Raw genomic sequence first — 21841 nt, forward strand, 5'->3', positions numbered from 1 at the left:
TGCTTTTTCCTCGTGCGGGTCGGGTCAATCAGGACAAACCTTCAATTTTAGGCGGCGGCTCCACAGTGTCGGCCGTGCGCGTGACCGCTTGCTGGCGGTGCCAGCGGCGCCGGGCCCAGTTCGCCAGGTCGTCCATGTAGCAATAGACCACCGGCACCACCACCAGCGTCAGCAGCGAGGAGGTGATCACGCCGCCGATCACGGCCTGGCCCATGGGCGCGCGCTGCTCCGAGCCTTCGCTGATCGCGAAGGCCAGCGGCACCATGCCGAAGATCATCGCCAGCGTGGTCATCAGGATCGGGCGCAGCCGCACGCGCGCCGCGAGCAGCAGGGCCTCGGCGCGCGGCAGGCCCGGCACCGGCGTGCCGTCGGGCGCGACGCCGCTCTCGCGCGAACGGATCGCGAAATCGACCAGCAGGATGGCGTTCTTGGTCACCAGGCCCATCAGCATCACGATGCCGATGATCGAGAACATCGAGAGCGTGGATCGGAACATCAGCAAGGCCAGCACCACGCCGATCAGCGTGAGCGGCAGCGCCGTCATCAGCGCCAGCGGCTGCAGGAAGCTCTTGAACTGGCTGGCCAGGATCATGTAGATGAAGATGATCGCCAGCGCCAGCGCCGACACCGCATAGCCGAAGGACTCCTGCATGTTCTTGGTCGAGCCGCTGAACTGCCAGCCGTAGCCCGGCGGGAAGGCGATGCCGGCCAGCGCCGTGCGGATGTCGGCCGACACTTCGCCGGCCGAGCGGTTGGCCACGTTGGCATTGATGCTGACCTCGCGCGCCAGTGCGCGGCGGTTGATCTGGTTTGGCCCGGTGGCTTCGCGCACATCGGCCACCTGCTGCAGGCGAACGATGCGGCTGGAGCCGTCGGCATTGGCGCCCATGGCGGTGCTGACGAAGGGCAGGCGCGCCAGGTCGGCCGGCGAGTTGCGCACCTCGGGCGCCAACCGCACGTTGACGTCGTAGGTCTGGTCGTCGGGCGCGCGCCAGTTGCCCACCGTGGTGCCGGCCACCAGCGTGCGCAGCGCGTTCGCGACCGGCGCCACGCCGAGGCCGAGGTCGGAGGCGGCATCGCGGCGCATCACCACGCTCACGGTCGGCTTGTTGGGCTTCTGGCTCGAATCGAGATCGACCAGCCCGGGAATCGGGCGGATCGCCTCCATCACGCGCTGCGTGAGCCGTTCGAGCTCCTGCAGGTCGGGGCCCTGCAGCGAGAACTCGATGACCTTGTTGCCGCCCACCGAGTCGCGCAAGCCCACGTGCGTGACCGTGATGCCCGGGATCGCGCGCAGCTTCTCGCGCAGCACGCCCGACATCTGGTCGACGCTGCGCTCGCGCAGCTTGCGCTCGACCAGGCGCACGTAGATGCTTGCGTAGATCTTGCCCTGCGCGTCGCCGGTGTTGATGGTGCTGAGCGTGTAGCGCACCTCGGGCATTTCGCGCAGGATGCCCTCGACCTGGCGGGCCTTGGCCTCGGTCACTTCGAGCGAGGAGCCGACCGGCGTGTAGAAGTTGATCGCGGTTTCCGAGAAGTCGGCCTTGGGCACGAACTCGGTGCCCAGCAGCGGCACCATCACCACGCTGGCGGCGAAGATGCCGAGCGCCGCGGCCAGCGTGGCGAGCTTGTGCACGAGGGACCAGCGCAGGATGGCCTGGTAGGCTTCAGCGAGCCGGTCGGTCGCGCGGTCGAACCAGCCGGTGACGCGGCCGATGGTCTTGTCGTAGAAGGTCACGGGCGGGCCGCGCTTGCCGTGCGTATCGATTGCAGGGTCGTGCCAGATGCTCGAGAGCATCGGATCCAGCGTGAAGCTCACGAACATCGAGATCAGCACTGCCGCCACGATGGTGATGCCGAACTCGTGGAAGAACTTGCCGATGATGCCTTCCATGAAGCCGATCGGCAGGAACACCGCGACGATCGAGAGCGTGGTCGCCAGCACCGCGAGCCCGATCTCCTGCGTGCCGTCGAGCGCCGCGCTGTAAGGCGCCTTGCCCATCTGCACGTGGCGCACGATGTTCTCGCGCACCACGATCGCGTCGTCGATCAGCAAGCCTACGCACAGCGACAGCGCCATCAGCGTCACCATGTTGATGGTGAAGCCGAACATGGCCATGAACCAGAAGGTGCCGATCAGCGCGATCGGCAGCGTGAGCCCGGTGATCACGGTCGAGCGCCACGAATTCAGGAACAGGAACACGATCAGCACGGTGAGCAGCGCGCCTTCGATCAGTGTCTCCCGCACGTTGTTGACCGCGACGCGGATCGGCCGCGCAGCGTCGGCGATGGGTTCGAGCTTGACGCCGGGCGGCAACTGCGGCCGGATGTCGGCGATGGCCTTCGTGAGCCCGTCGACTACCGCGATGGTGTTCTCGTCCTGCGCCTTCTGCACCGACAGGAGCAGCGTGCGCTGGCCGTTGTAGAGCGCGAGGCTCTCGAGTTCCTGCGCGCCATCGCGCACGGTCGCCACCTGGTCGATGCGGATCGGCGCGCCGCCCCTGCGCATCAGGATGATCTTGCCGAAGTCCTCCGGCCGCTCCATGCGCGCATCGACCTGCACCACGCGTTCCTGCTCGAGCGAGCGCACGGCGCCCACCGGCAGCGCCTGGTTCTCGTTGCGCACCGCCTCGACCACCTGCGACGCACTGACGCCGAAGGCTTCCATCGCCTGCGGATTGAGATAGATGTTGATCTCGCGCTTGGTGCCGCCCACCAGCGTCACCGAGCCGACGCCGCGCACGTTCTCCAGCCGCTTCTTCAGCACCTGATCGGCCCAGTTGGTCAACTCGACCGCGCTCGGTTGTTTGTCTTCCTGCCCATCGGGCAGCACGGCCACCGACCACACGGGCCGCGAGGCCGGGTCGAAGCGCAGCACGCGCGGATCTTTCACCTCGTCGCGGAACAGGGGCCGCACCGCTGCGACCTTTTCGCGCACGTCGTCGGCCGCCTTGCGGCCGTCGACGTAGAGCTGGAATTCGATGATGACGACCGACTGGCCCTCGTAGCTGCGCGAGGTGAGGGCGTTGATGCCGGCGATCGAGTTGACGCCTTCCTCGACCTTCTTGGTCACCTCGCTCTCGACGATCTCGGGCGAGGCGCCCGGGTACTCGGTGATCACCACCACCACCGGGAAGTCGATGTTCGGGAACTGGTCGACCTGCAGCCGCTGGTAGGAGAAGATGCCGAGCACCACCAGCGCGAGCATCAGCATGGTCGCGAAGACCGGGTTCTTCAGGCTGACGCGCGTGAACCACATGGTATTGCGCGCTCAGTGCGCGGCGACCGGCGAGAGGCGCACTGCCGTGCCTTCGCGCAGCGAGCCGACGCTGCCCGCCACCACCACCGCGCCATCCTCGACGCCGCGCACCGCGACCAGCGTCTGGCCGTCGACCTGGCCGCGCTGGCCGGTCTGGACCGCGCGGTGGGCGATGCGTCCTTCGATCACCATCTGCACGTAAGGCGCCGGCTTGTCGATGCGCACCGCGGACAAGGGCAGGGCGAGCGCGTCGACGCGGCCCACGTCGATGCTGCCCTGCGCGAACAGGCCCTGGCGGAAGCCGGCGCTGCGGTCCAGCCGCAGGTAGACCAGCACGCTGCGGCTGCCGGCCTGTGCGCTCGGGTTGACGCGCACCACGCTGGCGCCCACCTTGCGGTTGGTGCTCGCCGGGTCTACAGCGCTGCTGCCTTCGATCTGCAGCGTCGCGCGCTGGCCCACGCGCACCGCGACCGAGTCGGCTGCTGCGAGCGTGGCCTCGACCTCGATGCGGCTCAGGTCGACCACCTCGATCACGCGCGCATCGACAGCGACGCGCTCGCCCGGCTGCGCCAGCCGCTGTGCGACCTGACCGGTGAGCGGGCTCTTGAGCACGGTGTCGGCGAGCGACTTGTGCGCCATCTCCACCGCGGCGAGCGCGGCGCGGTGGGTCGAGAGCGCGGCGTTGAGATTCGACTGCGAGGTGTCGAGCGCGGTGCGGGAGATGAAGCCCTGGTCGACCAGCGCCTTGTTGTTGTCGTAAGTGCGTTGCGCCACCTCGGCCTGCGCGCGGGCCGAGTCCGCCTGCTCCTGAGCCTGGCGCACGCGCGACTGGTACTCGACCGGGTCGATGCGCGCGACCACCTGGCCGGCCGTGACCGCATCGCCCTCGCGCAGCGTGAGGCCGATCAGCTCGCCGGCCACGCGGGCCTTGACCAGCGCCGAATCGACCGCCTTGAGCGTGCCCGAGACCGCCAGCGTCTGCGCGAGTTCGCGCCGCGTGGCGCGCACCACGTCGGACGGCGAGAGCTGCACCACCGTTTCGGCCGGCTTCGCGGCGGCGGCGACCGCGGCTTGCTGCGCGCGGCGCGCCTCGATGGCGCGCAGCACGCCGCCGGCCAGCAGCGCGACGACCACTGCCGCGACCGCCCATTTGATGACGAGCGACCGCTTCATACGCCCGCCTTCGGCGGCATGCTGAGCCCGTGGAGCACGGTCTCGGCCTGGGTCGCAAGGTACTTCTCGGGATCGAGATCCGAATCGGCGTCGACGCAGATGACGGCCGAGTGCTTCCACAGCATCAGGAAGAGCATCGGCGCGATGATGGCGTAGATCGCGTGGCCGACGTCGACCGGCGCGAACTCCCCGCTGTCGATGCCGCGCTGCACGATGCGCCGCATCAGCGTGTGCCCGGGCCGCACCACCTCTTCGCGGTAGAACTCGGCCAGCTCCGGGAAATTGCGGCCCTCGCTCAGCATCAGCTTGGTGAGGCCCGAGGCCTTGGTCGAGCCCACGCGCTCCCACCAGATGCGCATGCAATAGCGCAGCATGTCGGAGGTGCTGCCCTCGAACTCCTCGAACTCCTTGTTCCACTCGGTGAAGCGGCCGGACAGGTTCTCGACCACCACCGCCTTGAACAGTTCTTCCTTGCTCGGAAAATAAAGGAACAGGGTGCCCTTGGACACGCCGGCGCGCGCCGCCACCTCTTCGGCACGGGTGGCCGCGAAGCCCTTGTCGACGAACAGGTCCAGTGCGGCCTCGAGCAGTTCCCCGGGACGCGCCTCCTTGCGGCGCTCGCGCTTGGCGCGCGCTGTGCTGCAGAATTTGTCGCTGAGGAAACGGGGAGCGGGCATGGATTTATTAATGACTCACGGGTTAGTAATGTAGTGAGCGTGCCTGGACCCGTCAAGCCGCGACAATGCAAGGTTCGCCAATTTCCACCCTGGAGTTTTCATGTCCACGCCATCACCGCAAACCGAGATCATCGCGCTGGGCGGCGGCTGCTTCTGGTGCACCGAGGCGGTTTTCGACCGCGTGCAGGGCGTGGTGGATGTCGAATCGGGCTACAGCAACGGCGAGACGATCAATCCGAGCTACGAACAGGTTTGTACCGGCCGCACCGGCCATGTCGAGGTGGTCCGGGTGGAATTCGATCCGCAGCAGATCACGCTGCGTGAGATCCTGGAGATCTTCTTCGTCGTGCACGATCCCACGACCCTCAACCGGCAGGGCAACGACGCGGGGACCCAGTACCGCAGCGGCATCTATTACGCCAACGACGCGCAGAAGCAGGTCGCCGAAGAGGTGATCCGCGAGATCGAGGCCAGCAAGACCTACCGCTCGCCGATCGTGACCGAGGTGAAGCCGCTGGCCAACTACTCGACCGCCGAGGCCTACCACCAGGACTACTTCCTGAACAACCCGAACCAGGGCTATTGCGCCTTCGTGGTCGGGCCCAAGGTCGAGAAGTTCCAGAAGACCTTCGCGGCGCGGCTCAAGAAGGCCTGAGCCTTTCTTCTTTCATGCGCCTCGCACGCCACCCGCTCCGAGCCCGCGCCATGCTGTGCGTGTTGGCGCTCGCCTTGTGGTTTGCGACGACGCTCGGGCTCGTGCACCGCACGATCCACAGCCCGCTTGCGGCGCATGCGCATGCGGCTGCGTCCGCCCATGCGGGAGAGGCGGACCATGGGTCCCATGGCCTGGTCGCGCTCTTCGGCGAGCACAGCGATGCCGATTGCCGGCTCTATGACCAGTTGTCCCACGGCCCGGCCGCGCTCTGCGTGCCGGCCCTCCTGCTGCCGGTCATGCTGCCGGCGGCCACCTTTGCCTATCTCCAGGGCGAAGCAATCGCCCGATGGGTCGCGCTGTTCGACGCGCGCGGCCCGCCTTCCGCTCGCTGAATCCGCCTTGCCGACCGACAGCTGCACCCGCCTTTTCGCGGGCTGCGGCCGGTCTTTCATCGATTCAACGAGTGTTCCAACATGTCATCCCATTTCCGGCACAACGCCATCGGCGTTGCCGTTCTTTCCCTTTTGTCCTGCGCTGCCTGGGCGCAAGCCGACGCGAGCGCGCCCGCGCCTTCGCTGCCCGAGGTCACCGTCACCGGCAACCCGTTGGGCGCCACCGACCTGATCGCACCGACCACCACCCTCTCCGGCGACAGGCTGCTCTTGCGTTCCCAATCCACGCTCGGCGAGACCCTCAACGGCCTGCCGGGCGTCAGCAGCAGCTACTTCGGGCCCAACGCGAGCCGGCCTTCGATCCGCGGCCAGGACGGGGACCGCATCCGCATCCTGCAGAACGGCGGCGCGGCACCGGACGCCTCCTCGCTGAGCTACGACCACGCGGTGCCGGTCGATGCCCTCGTCACCGAACGCATCGAGGTGCTGCGCGGGCCCTCGGCGCTGCAGTACGGCGGCAGCGCGGTCGGCGGCGTGGTCAACGTGATCGACAACCGCATTCCGAGCGAGCCGATCGACGGTTTCGGCGGCCGCGCCGACCTCGGCTACGCGACCGGCAACCGCGAGAAGAGCGGCGGCGTGGTGCTGGAGGGCGGCAACAACCGCTATGCGCTGCACGTGGATGCCTTCAACCGCGACGCGGACGATACCTCGGTGCCGATCAAACTCGGCTGCGAGAACCCGCGCCGGCCCGGCCTGGCGCGCAAGATCTGCAACTCGGCCAACCAGGCGCACGGCGGCGCGATCGGCGGCAGCCTGTTCTTCGACCAGGGCTGGATCGGCGCTTCGGCCAGCACCTACCGCAGCGACTACGGCACGGTGGCGGAGGACGACGTCACCATCAAGATGAAATCCGACCGCTATGCGCTCGAAGGCGAATGGCGGCCGGGCGGCTTCTTCACCAGCATCCACGGCAAGCTGAGCCGCACCGACTATCGCCACACCGAGTTCGAGGGCTCGGAGACCGGCACGGTGTTTGCCAACAAGAGCAACGATCTGCGCATTGAGGCGCGCCATCAGAAGATCGGCGGCGTGGAGGGCTTGATCGGCTTCACCAACGAAAGCAACGACTTCTCGGCCGTCGGCGACGAGGCCTTCGCGCCGCACAGCCGCACGCGCTCGCGCGCCTTGTTCCTGCACGAAGAGCTCGGTACGTCGTGGGGCCGCCTGAGCTTCGGCGCGCGCACCGAGCAGGTGAAGGTGCGTTCCTTCGGCTATCCGGAAGATCCGTCGGTCACGCGCTTCGCCGTCGGCGAGCGCAGCTTCAATCCGCACAGCGCGGCCTTCGGTGCGCTGGTCAACCTGGCGCCCCAATGGCAGCTGACCTCGAACCTCGCCTACACCGAGCGCGCGCCCAAGGACTACGAACTCTTCGCCAACGGCCCGCACGTCGCGACCGCGGCCTGGGAGGTCGGCGATCCGAACCTGCAGAAGGAAAAGTCGGTCGGCTTCGACCTCGGCGCCCAATGGAAGTCCGGCGCCAACAGCGCGCGCGTGAATGCCTACGTCACGCGCTTCCGCAACTACATCGGGCTCGCGGCCTCGGGCAACGTGCGCGGCGAGGACGGCGAGATCAACCCGGGCCCGGTGGAAACCGACGAAGGCCTGCTGTTCCCCGACGTGGTGGACGAGTTCGTCTATCGCGGCGTGCGCGCCCGCTTCACCGGCATCGAGGCCAACGGCAACCTGCGGCTCCTGGGCACCGACGGCTTCTCGCGCGCGGCCGACGGCTCCACGCTGGACCTCGAATGGCGTGCCGACCTGGTGCGCGCGAAGAACACCGATACCGGCGAGCCGCTGCCGCGCATCTCGCCGGCGCGCGTGGGTACCACGCTGGCCTACGGCAACGGGCCATGGACGGCGCGCCTGGGCTTCGACCACTACGCTGCCCAGCGAAGGGTGCCGAGCATCGGCGCCCGCGAGACCGATGCCTTCACGCTGTGGAATGCGGCGCTCACCTACCGCATGAAGGTGCAGCGCGCCAACCTCACCTGGTATGCGCGCATCGACAACCTGACGAACAAGCTGGCCTACAGCGCGACCTCGATCCTGACCACGACCGCCTTCCCGGATGCGCCCTTGCCGGGGCGGACCTTGAAGGTGGGCCTGCGCGCGACGTTCTAGCGCCCCTGTATGCTCGCCGCCGATGAATTCATCGGTCCTCTCGTCGCTGCTGCCCGTCGTCCTGCTCATCGCTGCGGGCTTCGTGGCAGGGCGGCGGGGCTGGGTCGGCGGCGGCGCGGTGCGGGACCTGTCGAACCTGATCTTCCTGCTGCTCGTGCCGGCGCTCCTGTTCCGTGCCATGAGCACGGTGCACCTGGAGCAGCTGAGCCTCAAGCCTGTCGCGGCCTACTTTCTCGCGGCCGGCCTGATCTTCGCAGCCACCTTGCTGTGGCGCGGCTTCAACCGCACGGCGGCCGTGCTCGCGCTTGCCAACACCTTCAGCAACACCGTGATGATCGGCATCGCGCTGATCGGCCTGGCCTACGGCCCCGAGGGCATGGTTGTGCTGCTGACGCTGATCTCGCTGCATTCGCTGGTGCTGCTGACCAGCGCGACGCTGGTGCTCGAACTTGCGGTGGCCCACGAGAACGCCAGTCTGAGCGGCACGCTGCGCCAGCCGATCCTGCACACACTGGGCCGCGCGTTCTACAACGCGATCGTCCATCCGGTGCCGCTGCCGATCATCGCGGGCCTGCTGTTCGCGCAGACCGGTTGGGTGATGCCCGAAGTGATCGACAAGCCGATCGCGCTGCTCGGGCAGGCCTTCGGACCGATCGCGCTGGTCATGGTCGGCATCACGCTCGCGTTCACGCCCATCGGCACCCACTGGCGCGGCGCGCTGGTGCAGGCGCTGGTCAAGAACGTGGCGCACCCGCTGCTGGTGGCGGGGCTCGGCTGGCTGCTGGGCCTGCGCGGGCTGCCGCTGCAGGTGATGGTGGTGGCCGCGGCGCTGCCGATCGGCGCCAACGTGTTTCTGTTTTCGCAGCGCTACAAGACGGCCGAAGATCTCGTGACCGCCAGCATGGCAGTGTCGACCGCGCTGGCGCTCGTCACGCTTTCGATCGTGATGCAGTTGGCTGGCAGGCTCTGAGCGAGGATCGGCTCAGGGCGCCAGCCGCTCGCGCACCCACGCGCCGTCCTCGCGCCGGTAGCGCAGCCGATCGTGCAGCCGGCTCTTGCGGCCTTGCCAGAACTCCCAGCGGTCGGGCACCAGGCGGTAGCCGCCCCAGTGCGGCGGCCGTGGCGGCGAGAGCAGGTGCCGGGCGGCCTCGATGGCGGCGTTCTTCACCAGCACCTCGCGGCCGCTGATCACCTCGCTCTGCGGGCTGGCCCAGGCGCCGATGCGCGAGTCGAGCGGGCGGCTCGCGAAGTAGGCATCGCTCTCTGCCGCATCGACCTTCTCGACCCGGCCCTCGATGCGCACCACGCGCTCGAGCTCGACCCAGTGGAACTGCAGCGCGGCCCAGGGATTGCTGGCGAGCTCCTGGCCCTTGCGGCTCTTGTAGTTGGTGTACCAGACGATGCCGCGCGCGTCGTAGCCCTTGATCAGCACGATGCGCGTCGATGGCCGCAGGTCGCCGCCGACGGTGGCTAGCGTCATCGCGTTGGGCTCGGGCAGCTGCGCATCGATCGCCTCGGCGAGCCAGCGCTCGAACTGGAGCAGGGGATCCTGCGCACTGCGGGCTTCGTCGAGTTCGGCGCGCTCGTAGCTCTTGCGCAGCGCGGCCAGCGCTTCTTTGGGGGAATTCATGGCCGCATTGTTGCGCATGCGAAGAGGGGATACTGGGCGCATGAATCCTCGACCGCCCACCGTCATCGTGCTCGCCTCGGGCCGCGGTGAGCGCTTTCGCGCCGCCGGCGGCAACGGCGCCAAGCTTGAGGCGCCGCTCGCGGGCAAGACGGTGCTCGAGCACACGCTCGCCGCCGTGCACGCCAGCGGCCTGCCATGGCATCTGGAGGACGCGGGCCATCCCGGCATGGGCGACTCGATCGCGGCTGCGGTGCGGGCTACGGCCGATGCCGCGGGCTGGCTGATCCTGCCTGGCGACCTGCCGCTGGTGCAGCCTTCAACCCTGCAGGCGGTGGCGCGGGCGCTGGCCGGCGCCGTGCAGGCGGCTCAGCCGCGGCATCGCGGCGAGCGCGGCCATCCGGTCGGCTTTGCCGCGGTCTGCGGGCCGCAGCTCGCTGCGCTGTCAGGCAATCTGGGCGCGGCGCCGGTGCTGCGCGCGCTGCGGGAGGCCCATGCGGTGGCGGAGATCGAAGTGGACGACATCGGCATCCTGACCGACATCGACACGCCCGCCGAACTCGCGCGCGCCGAGGCGCTGCTGGCGGCGCGGCTCAGCGCCTCGTGATCAGCGCGCAGGCGATGCGCGGGCCGGAGTTGCCGGCCGGCTGCGAGGTGAAGTCGTCGCGATCGCGGTGAACGATCAGCGCCCGGCCGACCACGTTGTTGGCCGCGCCGTCGGTGAGCGAGATGGAATGCAGGTCGACACTGAAGCGCGCCACGCCGCTCGCATCGGCCACCAGACTCGGCAGCTCGCCCGCATGGCTGCCGGGCGCGCCGAACTTGCCGTGCGTGCCGCCGGCCGGATTGAAGTGGCCGCCCGAGGCATTGCCGTTGTCGCCGCAGTCGCCCTTCTCGTGGATGTGGAAGCCATGTTCCGTGCCCGGCACGAAGCCGCGCACTTCGCCGGCCACGCGCACGCCATGGTCGAGCGCCGTGAAGCTCACGTTGCCCGTGGTCGGATTCGGCGTGATCGCCGCGGTCGGCGCCAGCGCGGCGCTGGCGCTCGCCTTGGACCCCATCATGGTGCCGCAGCCGGCAAGCAGGCTGGCCGCAACGACGGCAAGGGCGGGGACGATCAGACGAGAGGACATGGCTACTCCTTGGATGAAGAACGGGAAGAAGAATCGAGAGAAGAGGCCGCAGGGTATACCGGAGCGGGCGCTTCGCCGCAATCGGCTTGCGCCGACAGCTTGGCCTCGGCCAACCTGATCAGGCGCGCCAGCGCTGCATCGTGGATCGCATGGCGCTGCAGTTCGAGCAGGGTCTGATGCGCATAGTCGAGCGAACTGCCATAGCGGCCGACCGCGCTGGCGAAGATGTGGCGGTAGCGCTCGTCGTCCAGGTTGCCGGTGAAGTTGGGACTGCGCCGCGACAAGGTGAAGGCCAGGGCGCGCACCGATCCGTGCGGGGTCTCGCAATCGAGCCATCGGGGGTCGTAGACGCCGGTCGGCATCTCGCGCAGCCAGAGCCGGCCCAGGGTTTCGAGCCCGTCGGCCGCGGCCACGCGGAACACCATGCCGCGGCAGCTGCCGCCCGAGAGCAGGCCGAACACCAGGCCCGGATTCTCGACCGTGCCGCGATTGATGCGGCTCCACATCTTCAGCGCCCGATGCCAGCCGTGCACCCGCGCGGGGTGCCGCTCGATGAAGCCGAACTCGGGGCGCCAGATCAGCGAGCCGTAGCCGAACACCCAGAGATCCTGGTGGCCGCCCCATTCGGCGATCACGCGGTCGAGCATGGGCTTCGGGTCGCGCAGCGGTTTGAGCATGGGGTCCAAACCGGGCGGGCCGGGGTCGCCACCTACAATTTCACGGTCATGGTTCACCGCACCATTATTTACCGACCGCTTTCCTACGGAGATCGACCCATGGCAGGCATAGCCGACGACGACAGCCAACAGAACTTCATTCTGGCCTTTCTGCTCGGGCTGATCGCACTGGTGATCTTCTTCGTGATCGGGATCGTGCTCTACACGCAGAGCCACAAGGCGGGCGCGAAGCCCGCGGCGTCCATGGTGGAGATCCTGACCGAAACCGTGGCAGTCGTGATCCCCGACGGCGCGAGCATCCGAGTGCAGGGCGGGGTCGTGAACTTCTATTTCGCCACCGGCAGCGCCGATCTGGCTCCCGGCGCGGCAGGGGCCCTGGCCACGGTGATCAAAGGCGTGGAAGGTGGGCGCAAGGCAGTGGTCTCGGGCTTCCATGACACCACCGGCGATGGGGGCCTCAACGAACAGCTCGCGCAGAGGCGTGCCGAGATGGTGCGCAACGTGCTGACCGGGCTGGGCGTGCCGGCCGACAAGATCGAACTGAAGAAGCCCGCCGTGACCACCGGTTCGGGGAACGACGCCGAGGCGCGCCGCGTCGAGGTCCGGCTGGTCGACTAGCGCGCTGCGCTCACCACGGCAGCTGCATCGGCTTCGCTTCGAGGTCGAACACCCCGACCGGGGCAGCCGGAAACACGCCGGTGATCTCCATCGGCTCGTCGCCCACATTGAAGATCTGATGCGGCACGTCGCGCGGCAGCAGCACGCTGCTCGCGGGGCCGAAGCGGTGCACCTGTCCGTCGAGGTGGACCTCGCCGCGGCCCGCGTGGCACAACACGACTTCCTCGGTGTCATGGCTGTGCGGCGGCGTGGAAGCGCCGGGTGCCAGCGTCTGCTTCCAGATCGACAACTGGGTCAATCCATGCTCGTGGCCCGCCAGGGTGCGGTGGGTGATTCCGGGCAGCTCTGCCAGGGGCAGCGTGGCGTGGGAGATAACGTTGCGGGCAATGGCGGTCATGAGGCGGCTCCGTGCAATCGAGTGAAGGTGAAGGCAGTGTCCTGGACCCAGAAGCGCGAGTGAAGACAGCGCAATGACCTAACATTGAGGACATTCGTTCCTCAATCGGGGGCGCCATGCAAGGCCTGCAGCAGTTCCTCGCCTTCACCGAGACCGTCAAGCACGGCAGCTTCGCCGCCGCCGCGCGCGAAGCGGGCACCGCGCCTTCCACGCTGGCCAAGGCGGTGCTGAGGCTGGAGGATTCGCTTGGCGTCAAGCTGTTCCATCGGACCACGCGGCAGGTCACCCTGACGCCGGACGGCGAGCGCCTGTACCACCGCTGCCAGCGCGTCCTCGCCGAGATCGAGGACCTGCATGCCGACGCTGCCGGCACGCGGGCCACGGCCACGGGCCTGCTGCGCATCGACATGCCGATCGTCTTCGGCCGGCGCGTGATCCTGCCGCTGCTCGCGCGGCTCCAGCAACAGCACCCGCGACTTGAAATGGACGTGCGCTTGCAGGACGGCTACGTCGATCTGGTCAAGGACGGCATCGACCTCGCCATCCGGGTCGGCGCACTGCAGGAATCGTCGCTGGTGGCACGCCGCTTTGCGAGCCAGACCTTGCTGCTGGTGGCCAGCCCTGCCTACCTGGCGCAGCATGGCCATCCGGCCTCGCTGCGGGCGCTGGCACAGCATCGCGCGATCGTCTTCCGCATGCCGACGAGCGGTCGCGACCGCCCCTGGCAGTTCCTCCAGCGCGGCCACGCCGTCACCCTGCATCCGCAGAGCCAGCTGCGCCTGAATGACGGCGAAGCCATGGTGCAGGCCGCGATGCTCGGCCAGGGCCTGGCGCAACTGCCCGACTACATGGTCGAAGACGAGCTCGGCGATGGGCGCCTGGTCGAGATCCTGCCTTCGCTGCGGCCGCCGGCCATGCCGATCAGCGCCGTGTACCCTTCCCAGCGCCTGTTGCCGCCGCGGGTGCGGGTCGTGCTCGATGCCTTGACGGCACCCTAGGGTCTTGCGGGCTTGGTAGGATGCAGGGCCACGCAACCTGCGCGTGGCAGGGGCCGCGCGCAGCCCCACTGCACAGTGAAGCACTCATGACTACACATCCCACCGTACGCGATGTCACCGAGCGCATTCGTGCGCGCAGCCGGGACCTTCGAAGCGCCTATCTCCAGCGGCTGACCGAGACCCGCAACCGCGACCGCGGCTCCGACCGCATGGGTTGCGCCAACGTGGCGCACGCCGTGGCCGGCATTCCGGCCAGCGACAAGTTCAAGGTGGTGACCGAGCGCGCACCCAACATCGGCGTCGTCAGCGCCTACAACGACATGCTCTCGGCCCACGCGCCGTACCAGGGCTATCCCGACATCGTCAAGCACGAGGCGCGCCGCCTCGGCGCCACCGCGCAGGTGGCAGGCGGCGTGCCGGCGATGTGCGACGGCGTCACGCAGGGCACGCCCGGCATGGAGCTGAGCCTGTTCAGTCGCGACGTGATCGCGATGGGTACCGCCGTGGCGCTCACGCACGACATGTTCGACGCCGCGCTGCTCCTGGGCGTGTGCGACAAGATCGTGCCGGGCCTCCTGATCGGCGCGCTGCACTTCGGCCACCTGCCCACCGTCTTCGTGCCCGCCGGGCCGATGCCCTCGGGCCTGTCGAACAGCGCCAAGTCCAAGGTGCGCGAGCAGGCGGCCCAGGGGCTGGTCGGCCGCCAGGGCCTGCTCGATGCCGAGATGGCCGCCTATCACGCGCCGGGCACCTGCACCTTCTACGGCACCGCCAACAGCAACCAGATGCTGCTGGAGGCGATGGGCCTGCACGTGCCGGGCACCGCTTTCATCCAGCCCGGCGATGCGATGCGCGAGGCGCTCACGCGCGAGGCGGTGCGCACGGTGCTGGGGGTGGCCGCCAAAAAGCCTTATGCCACGCCGCCGATCGGCGAGATGGTCGACGAGCGAAGCATCGTCAACGCCATGGCAGCGCTGCTCGCCACCGGCGGCTCGACCAACCACCTGATCCACTGGGTCGCGGTGGCGCGCGCTGCCGGCATCCTGATCGACTGGAACGATTTCTCCGAGCTCTCGGAGGTGGTGCCGCTGCTCACGCGGGTCTATCCCAACGGCAGCGCCGACGTCAACGAATTCCAGGCCGCGGGCGGCCCGGGCTTCGTGATCGGTGAACTGCTCGACGCCGGCCTGATGCATGCCGACGTGCTGACCGTGCGCGCCGGCGGCCTGCGCGAATACGCCGGCATCCCGACGCTGGCCGGCGCGCCGTCGGACGAGCACGTGCTGAAGTGGCGCGCCGCCGCACCCTCGAAGAATGAAGCCGTCGCGCGCCCGGTCTCGGCGCCGTTCAGCGCCACCGGCGGCCTGAAACTCTTGAGCGGCAACCTCGGACGCAGTGTGATCAAGGTGTCCTCGGTGCCGGACGACCGGCACGTGATCGAGGCGCCGGCCCGTGTCTTCGATTCGCAGGCCGAGCTGCAGCACGCCTTCACCGCCGGCGAACTCGAACGCGATGTGGTCTGCGTGGTGCGCTGGCAGGGTCCACAGGCCAACGGCATGCCCGAGCTACACAAGCTCACGCCGCCGCTGTCGGTGCTGCAGGGCAAGGGCTTCCGTGTGGCACTGGTGACCGACGGCCGCATGAGCGGCGCCTCGGGCAAGGTGCCGGCCGCGATCCACGTCTCGCCCGAAGCCGCCGCCGGCGGCCCGCTGGCCAAGGTGCGCGATGGCGACCTGATCCGGCTCGATGCGGTGGCCGGCACGCTGGCCGTGCTGCTGCCGGCCGACGAATGGGCCGAGAGAGAAAGCGCGACCCTGCCCGACGAACTGCGCATCGCCAACGGTCACGGCCTGGGCCGCGACCTGTTCGCCGGCATGCGCCGCAATGCATTGACTGCCGAAGAAGGAGCCTGCACATGGCTGTGAACCCCACGCTGTCCGCCATCGACGTGATGCGCGACGCCCCCGTGATCCCGGTGATCGTGCTGCACGACGTCAAGGACGCGGTACCGCTCGCGCGCGCGCTGGTCGCCGGCGGCATCCGCATGCTCGAAGTGACGCTGCGCACGCGCGAGGCGCTCGAATGCATCGAGATCATCGCCAAGGAGGTGCCCGAGGCCGTGCCCGGCGCCGGCACCATCCGCAGCGCGGCCGATGCCCAGGCCTCGGCGCTGGCCGGCGCGAAGTTCGGCGTCAGCCCGGGCTACACGCGCGCCGTGGGCAAGGCCTGCCACGACCTCGGCCTGCCGCTCCTGCCCGGCGTGGCGACCGGCAGCGAAATCATGCTGGCGCAGGAGGACGGCTTTACCGAACTCAAGTTCTTCCCGGCCGTGCAGGCCGGCGGCGTCGCCATGCTCAAGGCCTGGCAGGGACCTTTCGGCGAAGTGAAGTTCTGTCCCACGGGCGGCGTCACGGCGGCCAATGCGCACGAGTTCCTCTCGCTCGCCAACGTGGCCTGTGTGGGCGGTTCGTGGATCGTGCCGACCGAGGCGATCGCGGCCGGCGACTGGGCGCGCATCGAAGCGCTGGCGCGCGAAGCCAGCCAGCTGGTGCGATGAGCGAAGACTTCGATGCCGGCGATCTGAAGGTCATCGCCTTCGACGTCTTCGGCACGGTCGTCGACTGGTACAGCGGCATCGCCGCCGAGGCCGAGCGCATCGTGCCGGGCGTCGACGGCGGCGCCTTCGCGCTGGCCTGGCGCGCGGGCTACCAGCCCGCGATGAAGAGCGTGATGGAACGCCTCGCGGCCGGCGAGGGCGGCTTCACGCTGCTCGACGAACTGCACATGGGCATTCTCGAAGGCGTGCTGCGCGACTTCGGCCTGGGCGATCTGGATTCGGCGCGCAAGCGCGAACTCAACAAGGCCTGGCACCGGCTGCCGGCCTGGCCCGATGCGCTCGAGGGTCTGGCGCGGCTCAAGCGCAAGTACATCATCTGCACGCTGTCCAACGGCAATATCGGCCTCTTGACCGAGATGGCCAAGAATGCCGGGCTGCCCTGGGACTGCGTACTGTCGGCCGAGGTCTTCAAGGCCTACAAGCCCGATCCGCGCACCTACCTCGGCGTGGCCGCGGTGTTCGACGTCACGCCCAGCCAGGTGATGCTCGCGGCCGCGCACCACGACGACCTGGCCGCCGCGCGCACCTGCGGCCTGCGCACCGGCTACATCGAGCGGCCGAAGGAGTTCGGACCCGACCGCCCGAAGGATGTTTCGCCGCGCGCGGACAACACGCTGCATGCGCGCGACATCGGCGCGCTGGCGGATCTGCTCGGTTGCTAGCGAAGCCCGCCGCCGGCGGCGCCTTCCGGGCGCTGGATCAGCTCGATCTTGTAGCCGTCCGGATCCGTCACGAAGGCGATCACCGTGGTGCCGCCCTTGACGGGGCCGGCCTCGCGCGTGACGTTGCCGCCCACGGCCTTGATCTTCTCGCAGGCCGCATAGGCATCGGGCACGCCGAGTGCGATGTGGCCGTAGGCCGTGCCGAGTTCGTAGCTTTCGGTGCCCCAGTTGTAGGTCAGCTCGATCTCGGCCTGGGCCGGGTTGCCCTCGTAGCCGACGAAGGCCAGGCTGTACTTGTACTCGGGGTTCTCCGAGGTGCGCAGCAGTTGCATGCCGAGCACTTGCGTATAGAAGTCGATCGAGCGCTGGAGATTGCCAACGCGCAGCATGGTGTGGAGAAGTCGCATCTCGTGGGGTGGTGCAGAGTGGTTGTCGCCGGGGATTGTCGGTTCAGACGCGGCCGGCGAGTGTCAGCAAATGCGCTTCGTGCTTCTGCAGGAAGGCGCGCAGGTGCTGCGGATACTCGGGCACCACGGCATGGCGCACGCTGGGGCGTTCCGCGAGCGCCTTACGCCAGGCGCGCACTTTCGGCGTCGCGTCGAAGATGTGCGAATCGCTGATCTGGTCGAAGACATCGAAGTAGCGAAAGATCGGCGCGAAGACCGCATCGACCAGGCTGAAGCGCGTGCCGGCGAAGTAGGGCCCATCGCCCAGCGCGGCCTCGACGCGTGCGAACTTGGCAACGAGCGCCTGCCGCTTCTGCTCGAACACTTCGGCATCGCGCGTGGTCTCGTAGCCCCACAGGTCCGCGAGGATCGCGGAGCCGAATTCCATCCATGCCCGGTGCTCGGCGCGCGCGAGCGGGTCTTCAGGATGCAGGCGCGGGCCGGGCTGGGTTTCTTCGAGGTATTCGCAGATCACGTTGCTTTCGAACAGAACGGCTTCCTTGCCGTCGGCCTGCGGCACCCGCAGCAGCGGCACCTTGCCGAGCGGCGAGATTTTGACGAACCAGTCCGGCTTCTGCGCGAGGTCGATCACGACGCGTTCGAAGGCTACGTCCTTTTCGAGCAGCGCGATCGCGGCGCGCTGGACGTAGGGGCACAGCAGGTGGCTGACGAGAGTGAGTTGGGCGGTCATGCGTGCTTTCGTGTTGTTCAAGTGAATCGAAAGCGCGATTCTTGCGAGGCTCAAAGACCTTTTCTGAAAAAGCCCATGTGCGTCATTCCGCAGTTCCGCCGGTCCAGCGCGTCAGCCGGCCGTTGTGCATGACGCCGACATGGTCGGCCATGGCCTGCGCCTCGGCCTCGTTGTGCGTGACCAGCATCGCGGTCTGGCCGGCGGTTTTGAGGATCTCGCGCACCTCGGCCGTCAGGCGCTCGCGCGTGCCGGCATCGAGGTTGGAGAAAGGCTCGTCGAGCAGCAGCAGCGCGGGTGCCGGTGCGAGCGCGCGGGCCAATGCGATGCGCTGCTGCTGTCCGCCCGAGAGTTCGTGCGGATAGCGTTCGCCGGCCTCTGCCAGGCCCACCAGCGAGAGCATCGCCGCCACGCGTGCATCGCGCTCCGCACGCGCCAGCCGCCGCAGGCCGAAGCCCACGTTCTGCGCCGCCGTGAGATGCGGGAACAGCGCGTACTCCTGGAACATCATGCCGACGCGGCGCTGTTCGGGCGGGAGGTGGGTGGTGGGCGAGGACAGCAGCTTGTCGCCGAGCAGGATCTGCCCGGCGCGCACCGGTTCGAAGCCCGCGATCGCGCGCAGCACCGTGGTCTTGCCGCAGCCGGACGGGCCGAGCAGGCAGCCGATGCGGCCGGCGTCGAGCGCGAGCGAGAAGCCGTCGACCACGGTGTGCCGCCCGCGTGCGCCGTCATAGGCGAGGCGCACGCCGTCGAGTTGGAGGGTTGCGCTCATGCTCGCAGGGTCTCCGGATGCGTGCCCAACTGGTTGCGCGCCAGCAGGATCACGGGCAAGAGCCCGGCGAGCACGATCGCTAGCGCGGCGATGGCGCCTTCTTCGTAGGTGCCGCGCGCGGCCTCCGCGTAGAGCCAGGTCGCCAGCGTGTCGAAGTTCGCGGGCCGCAGCAGCAGGGTGGCCGGCAGCTCCTTCATGGCATCGACGAACACCAGCAGCGCGCCCGCGGCGATGGCCGGCTGCAAAAGCGGCAGATGCACGCGTCGCAGCGTGCCGCCGGCCGTTTCGCCGAGCAGGCGCGAGGCCTGTTCGAGCGCCGGCGGGATGCGCGCCAGCCCGGCCTCGATGCCGCCAACGGGCATGGCCAGAAAGCGGATCGCGCAGGCGATGACGAGCACGATGCCGGCGCTCATCAGCGGCAGTCCTTCGCGGCCCATGAGCGCGCCGAGCGCGGCGTCGAAAGCCAGCGCCGGCGTGAGCAGGCCGATGGCCAGCACCGTGCCCGGCACCGCGTAGCCGAGCGTGGCGACCCGCGCCTGCCAGCGCGCGCGGTTGACTGTGGAGCCCTGGCTGCGCACCGCCCAGGCCACCACCAGGCCGGCCGCGACCGCGGCCAGCGTCACGCCGGCGGCCAGCGCGAGGGTGTTGCCCAGGCTCGCGAGCAAGCCGTCGGAGATGCCGCCGCCCTGGCGCAGCCGCTTGGCCGTTTCCCAGACCAGGTAGAGCGCCGGCACGACGAAACCGATCGCGACCGGCAGCGCGGCGGCGGCGCTCGCCGCCCAGGCCGCTGCGCCGTGCAGGCGGCGCGGCTGGATCGCGCGCATGCGCTGCGCCGAGCCGAAACGCTGATGGCGCCGGCCATTGCGTTCGAGCAGCACCAGCGCCACCACCACGATGAGCATGGCGCAGGCGATCTGTGCCGCCCCGGCCAGGTCGGAGCGCGTGATCCAGGTCGTGTAGACCGCGACCGTGAGCGTCTGGATGCCGAGGAATTCCGAAGCGCCGATGTCGTTGAGCGCCTCGAGCAGCGCCAGGCTCAGGCCGACGGCCAACGCGGGCCGGGCGAGCGGCAGCGCGACGCGGAAGAAGGCGCCGCCGCGGCTTTCGCCCAGCGTGCGGGCCGCTTCCATCAGGTGGGCAGGCTGGGTCATGAACATGGCGCGCGCGGTCATGTAGACGTAGGGGTAGAGCACGAAGCCGAGCACGAAGATCGCGCCCGGCATCGAGCGCAAGTCGGGCAGGCGGAACTGGCGCGGGCTGTCGAAGCCCAGCGCCCAGCGGAGAGCCCCCTGCACCGGTCCGATCGGGTGCAGCAGGTCGAGGTAGGCGAAGGCGACGATGTAGGTCGGCATGGCCAGCGGCAGCAGCAGGGCCCAGTGCAGCACGCGTCGCCCCGGGAAGTCGCAGGCCGTGACCAGCCAGGCGCAGCCGGTGCCGATCACCAGCACCAGCACGCCCACGCCGGCCAGCAGCATCGCGGTGTTGAGCGCGGCCTGCGGCAGCACGTGCTCTGCGAGGTGTGCCCAATGCTGCAGGCCCGAACCCAGCGCGAGCCAAGCCAGGCTGAGAACCGGCGCGAGCACGCCGAGCGCGATGAGGATCGACGCGGCCCGCCAGACGGGCCCAACCGCTTTCATACCCCCACGCTCGGCACTTCGTGTCCTCGCTGCCCCCCGAGGGGGCTGACGCGCCTTGGGGCGGCCCGGCGGCGCGTCACTGATCGAAACCGACCTTGTCCACCAGTGCGCTGGCCTGCTTGCGGTACTTGGCGATCTCGGTGATGGGCAGCGGGTCGACCTTCAGTTCACCGATGCTGGAGGCGATGATCGAATCGAGCACCACGCCCTTGCGCACCGGGTATTCGTAGTTGGTCTCGGCGTAGAAGGCCTGCGCCGGCTCCGACACCAGGAACTCGAGCAGCTTGACCGCATTCGCGCGGTTCGGCGCGTTCTTCGCGACCGCGGCGCCGCTGATGTTGACGTGCGTGCCGCCGCTCTTGGCATTGGCGAAGGTCGGCCGGATCACCTTGATGGCATCGCCCCACTTGCGCGCGTCGCTGCCTTCCTTCGAGCCCTTCATCTGGCCCACGTAGTAGGAGTTGGCGAGACCGATGTCGCAGATGCCGCCCAGGATATCGCGCGCCACGTCGCGGTCGCCGCCGGTGGCCTTGCGCGCCAGATTGGCCTTGACGCCGCGCAGCCACTGTTCGGCCTTGGCCTCGCCGTCGTGCGCGATCAGCGATGCGACCAGCGCCGTGTTGTAGGGATGTTGGCCGGCGCGGATGCAGACCTTGCCCTTGTACTTGGGATTCGCGAGATCTTCATAGCGGAAGGACGTGAGCGGCAGGCTCTTGTCGGCGTACAGCACGCGCGCGCGCATCGACAGCGAGAACCATTGGCCGTCGGCGCCGCGCAGGTTGGCCGGAATGGCCGATTCCAGCGCCGCCGATTTCACCGGCTGAGTGACACCGCCGTCGACCAGGTCCATCAGGTTGCCGATGTCCACAGTCATGAGCACGTCGGCCGGCGAGCGGGCGCCTTCGGCCTTGACGCGCTCGAGCAGCCCGTCCTTCACGAACACCGTGTTGACCTTGACGCCGCTTTGCGTGCTGAAGGCGGTGATCAGGGGCTGGATGAGGCCGGGCTCGCGCGTGGTGTAGAGCGTGAGTTCCTCGGCCGCGTGGGCGGGCAAGGCGCCGGCCAGGCAGGCGGCGGCGATGCAGGTCAGCGCGCAAAGGCGTGCGGTCATGGGGCTTCTCCAGAGTCGATTTGTAAAAAGCACCGGCGTCCGTTCGTTTGCGAACGCCGATACGAATCATTATCACTCTTGGAGGGCCGGGTTTCGGCCTTTGTGCTTACCGGCGCAG

General features: G+C 68.8%; 22 protein-coding genes. 10 read left to right on the forward strand and 12 right to left on the reverse strand.

The annotated features are described in order from the left end of the window. Window positions 1–28: 28 nt before the first annotated feature. Genes ACSQ9A_RS08985 through ACSQ9A_RS08995 form a run of 3 tightly spaced genes read right to left on the reverse strand, consistent with a single transcriptional unit; the run spans window position 29 to window position 5109 of the window. Window positions 29–3259 (reverse strand): efflux RND transporter permease subunit, encoded by a 3231-nt coding sequence (locus ACSQ9A_RS08985; RefSeq protein WP_436303406.1) that lies wholly within the window; start codon window positions 3257–3259, stop codon window positions 29–31. A 12-nt stretch (window positions 3260–3271) separates the two neighbouring features. After that, the gene (locus ACSQ9A_RS08990; protein ID WP_436303407.1) at window positions 3272–4432 is read right to left on the reverse strand and encodes an efflux RND transporter periplasmic adaptor subunit; all 1161 of its coding nucleotides are present in this window, start codon (window positions 4430–4432) and stop codon (window positions 3272–3274) included. Next, window positions 4429–5109, reverse strand: coding sequence for a TetR/AcrR family transcriptional regulator (locus tag ACSQ9A_RS08995; RefSeq protein ID WP_436303409.1), 681 nt, complete (start codon window positions 5107–5109; stop codon window positions 4429–4431). The genes ACSQ9A_RS08990 and ACSQ9A_RS08995 overlap by 4 nt, the downstream gene beginning before the upstream one ends. A gap of 100 nt (window positions 5110–5209) precedes the next feature. On the opposite strand from ACSQ9A_RS08995, the gene msrA reads away from it, so the two are divergent. From msrA to ACSQ9A_RS09015, 4 genes are all read left to right on the forward strand, one after another. Continuing rightward, the gene (gene msrA / locus ACSQ9A_RS09000; protein WP_093102176.1) at window positions 5210–5764 is read left to right on the forward strand and encodes a peptide-methionine (S)-S-oxide reductase MsrA; all 555 of its coding nucleotides are present in this window, start codon (window positions 5210–5212) and stop codon (window positions 5762–5764) included. 14 nt (window positions 5765–5778) lie between these two features. After that, the gene (locus tag ACSQ9A_RS09005; protein ID WP_436303410.1) at window positions 5779–6156 is read left to right on the forward strand and encodes a hypothetical protein; all 378 of its coding nucleotides are present in this window, start codon (window positions 5779–5781) and stop codon (window positions 6154–6156) included. A gap of 81 nt (window positions 6157–6237) precedes the next feature. Next, the gene (locus tag ACSQ9A_RS09010; RefSeq protein WP_436303411.1) at window positions 6238–8340 is read left to right on the forward strand and encodes a TonB-dependent receptor; all 2103 of its coding nucleotides are present in this window, start codon (window positions 6238–6240) and stop codon (window positions 8338–8340) included. A 22-nt stretch (window positions 8341–8362) separates the two neighbouring features. After that, complete coding sequence (locus tag ACSQ9A_RS09015) at window positions 8363–9310, forward strand: AEC family transporter (protein WP_436303412.1); 948 nt, start codon at window positions 8363–8365, stop codon at window positions 9308–9310. A 12-nt stretch (window positions 9311–9322) separates the two neighbouring features. Here ACSQ9A_RS09015 and pdxH read toward each other — a convergent pair whose 3' ends face one another. Then, the gene (gene pdxH / locus ACSQ9A_RS09020; RefSeq protein WP_436303413.1) at window positions 9323–9970 is read right to left on the reverse strand and encodes a pyridoxamine 5'-phosphate oxidase; all 648 of its coding nucleotides are present in this window, start codon (window positions 9968–9970) and stop codon (window positions 9323–9325) included. A 40-nt stretch (window positions 9971–10010) separates the two neighbouring features. On the opposite strand from pdxH, the gene ACSQ9A_RS09025 reads away from it, so the two are divergent. Continuing rightward, a complete protein-coding gene (locus ACSQ9A_RS09025) occupies window positions 10011–10574 on the forward strand; it encodes a nucleotidyltransferase family protein (RefSeq protein WP_436303414.1) in 564 nt (187 codons plus the stop codon). Here ACSQ9A_RS09025 and ACSQ9A_RS09030 read toward each other — a convergent pair. After that, complete coding sequence (locus ACSQ9A_RS09030; RefSeq protein ID WP_436303416.1) at window positions 10561–11100, reverse strand: superoxide dismutase family protein; 540 nt, start codon at window positions 11098–11100, stop codon at window positions 10561–10563. The two genes, ACSQ9A_RS09025 and ACSQ9A_RS09030, sit on opposite strands and share 14 nt — an antisense overlap. Before the next feature lie 2 nt (window positions 11101–11102). Continuing rightward, a complete protein-coding gene (locus ACSQ9A_RS09035) occupies window positions 11103–11777 on the reverse strand; it encodes a gamma-glutamylcyclotransferase (RefSeq protein ID WP_170855461.1) in 675 nt (224 codons plus the stop codon). Between the two features lie 108 nt (window positions 11778–11885). On the opposite strand from ACSQ9A_RS09035, the gene ACSQ9A_RS09040 reads away from it, so the two are divergent. Next, entirely contained in the window at window positions 11886–12395 is a 510-nt protein-coding gene (locus ACSQ9A_RS09040) for an OmpA family protein (RefSeq protein ID WP_436290827.1), read from the forward strand. Between the two features lie 10 nt (window positions 12396–12405). Here the strand turns inward: ACSQ9A_RS09040 and ACSQ9A_RS09045 are convergent, their stop codons facing one another. After that, window positions 12406–12792, reverse strand: coding sequence for a cupin domain-containing protein (locus ACSQ9A_RS09045; protein ID WP_093102187.1), 387 nt, complete (start codon window positions 12790–12792; stop codon window positions 12406–12408). A 116-nt stretch (window positions 12793–12908) separates the two neighbouring features. Here ACSQ9A_RS09045 and ACSQ9A_RS09050 point away from each other — a divergent pair, with 116 nt between their 5' ends. The 4 genes from ACSQ9A_RS09050 (at window position 12909) to ACSQ9A_RS09065 (ending at window position 17069) form a co-directional block, all read left to right on the forward strand. Next, window positions 12909–13790 carry a LysR substrate-binding domain-containing protein gene (locus ACSQ9A_RS09050; RefSeq protein ID WP_436290724.1) on the forward strand — a complete coding sequence of 294 codons (882 nt, stop codon included), beginning with the start codon at window positions 12909–12911 and terminating at the stop codon, window positions 13788–13790. 86 nt (window positions 13791–13876) lie between these two features. Further along, window positions 13877–15715 (forward strand): phosphogluconate dehydratase, encoded by a 1839-nt coding sequence (edd, locus tag ACSQ9A_RS09055; protein WP_436303417.1) that lies wholly within the window; start codon window positions 13877–13879, stop codon window positions 15713–15715. Continuing rightward, window positions 15706–16347 (forward strand): bifunctional 4-hydroxy-2-oxoglutarate aldolase/2-dehydro-3-deoxy-phosphogluconate aldolase, encoded by a 642-nt coding sequence (gene eda, locus ACSQ9A_RS09060; protein WP_093102191.1) that lies wholly within the window; start codon window positions 15706–15708, stop codon window positions 16345–16347. Before edd ends, eda begins: the two co-directional genes overlap by 10 nt. Next, window positions 16344–17069, forward strand: a complete 726-nt coding sequence (locus ACSQ9A_RS09065) for a haloacid dehalogenase type II (RefSeq protein WP_093102193.1) — start codon at window positions 16344–16346, stop codon at window positions 17067–17069. Before eda ends, ACSQ9A_RS09065 begins: the two co-directional genes overlap by 4 nt. Here ACSQ9A_RS09065 and gloA read toward each other — a convergent pair. The 5 genes from gloA to ACSQ9A_RS09090 all read right to left on the reverse strand — a co-directional run bounded on the left by gloA (window position 17066) and on the right by ACSQ9A_RS09090 (window position 21723). Beyond that, a complete protein-coding gene (gene gloA / locus ACSQ9A_RS09070) occupies window positions 17066–17476 on the reverse strand; it encodes a lactoylglutathione lyase (RefSeq protein WP_436303419.1) in 411 nt (136 codons plus the stop codon). The two genes, ACSQ9A_RS09065 and gloA, sit on opposite strands and share 4 nt — an antisense overlap. 43 nt (window positions 17477–17519) lie before the next feature. Continuing rightward, the gene (locus ACSQ9A_RS09075) at window positions 17520–18206 is read right to left on the reverse strand and encodes a glutathione S-transferase family protein (protein WP_436303420.1); all 687 of its coding nucleotides are present in this window, start codon (window positions 18204–18206) and stop codon (window positions 17520–17522) included. 82 nt (window positions 18207–18288) lie between these two features. Then, the gene (locus tag ACSQ9A_RS09080; protein WP_436303421.1) at window positions 18289–18975 is read right to left on the reverse strand and encodes an ABC transporter ATP-binding protein; all 687 of its coding nucleotides are present in this window, start codon (window positions 18973–18975) and stop codon (window positions 18289–18291) included. Then, the gene (locus ACSQ9A_RS09085) at window positions 18972–20612 is read right to left on the reverse strand and encodes an ABC transporter permease (protein WP_436303422.1); all 1641 of its coding nucleotides are present in this window, start codon (window positions 20610–20612) and stop codon (window positions 18972–18974) included. Before ACSQ9A_RS09085 ends, ACSQ9A_RS09080 begins: the two co-directional genes overlap by 4 nt. A gap of 76 nt (window positions 20613–20688) precedes the next feature. After that, window positions 20689–21723, reverse strand: a complete 1035-nt coding sequence (locus tag ACSQ9A_RS09090) for a Fe(3+) ABC transporter substrate-binding protein (RefSeq protein WP_436303423.1) — start codon at window positions 21721–21723, stop codon at window positions 20689–20691. Between the last annotated feature and the right edge of the window lie 118 nt (window positions 21724–21841).

Source organism: Variovorax sp. LjRoot290 (assembly GCF_964253985.1).
In the GTDB taxonomy this organism is placed as follows: Bacteria; Pseudomonadota; Gammaproteobacteria; order Burkholderiales; family Burkholderiaceae_C; genus Variovorax.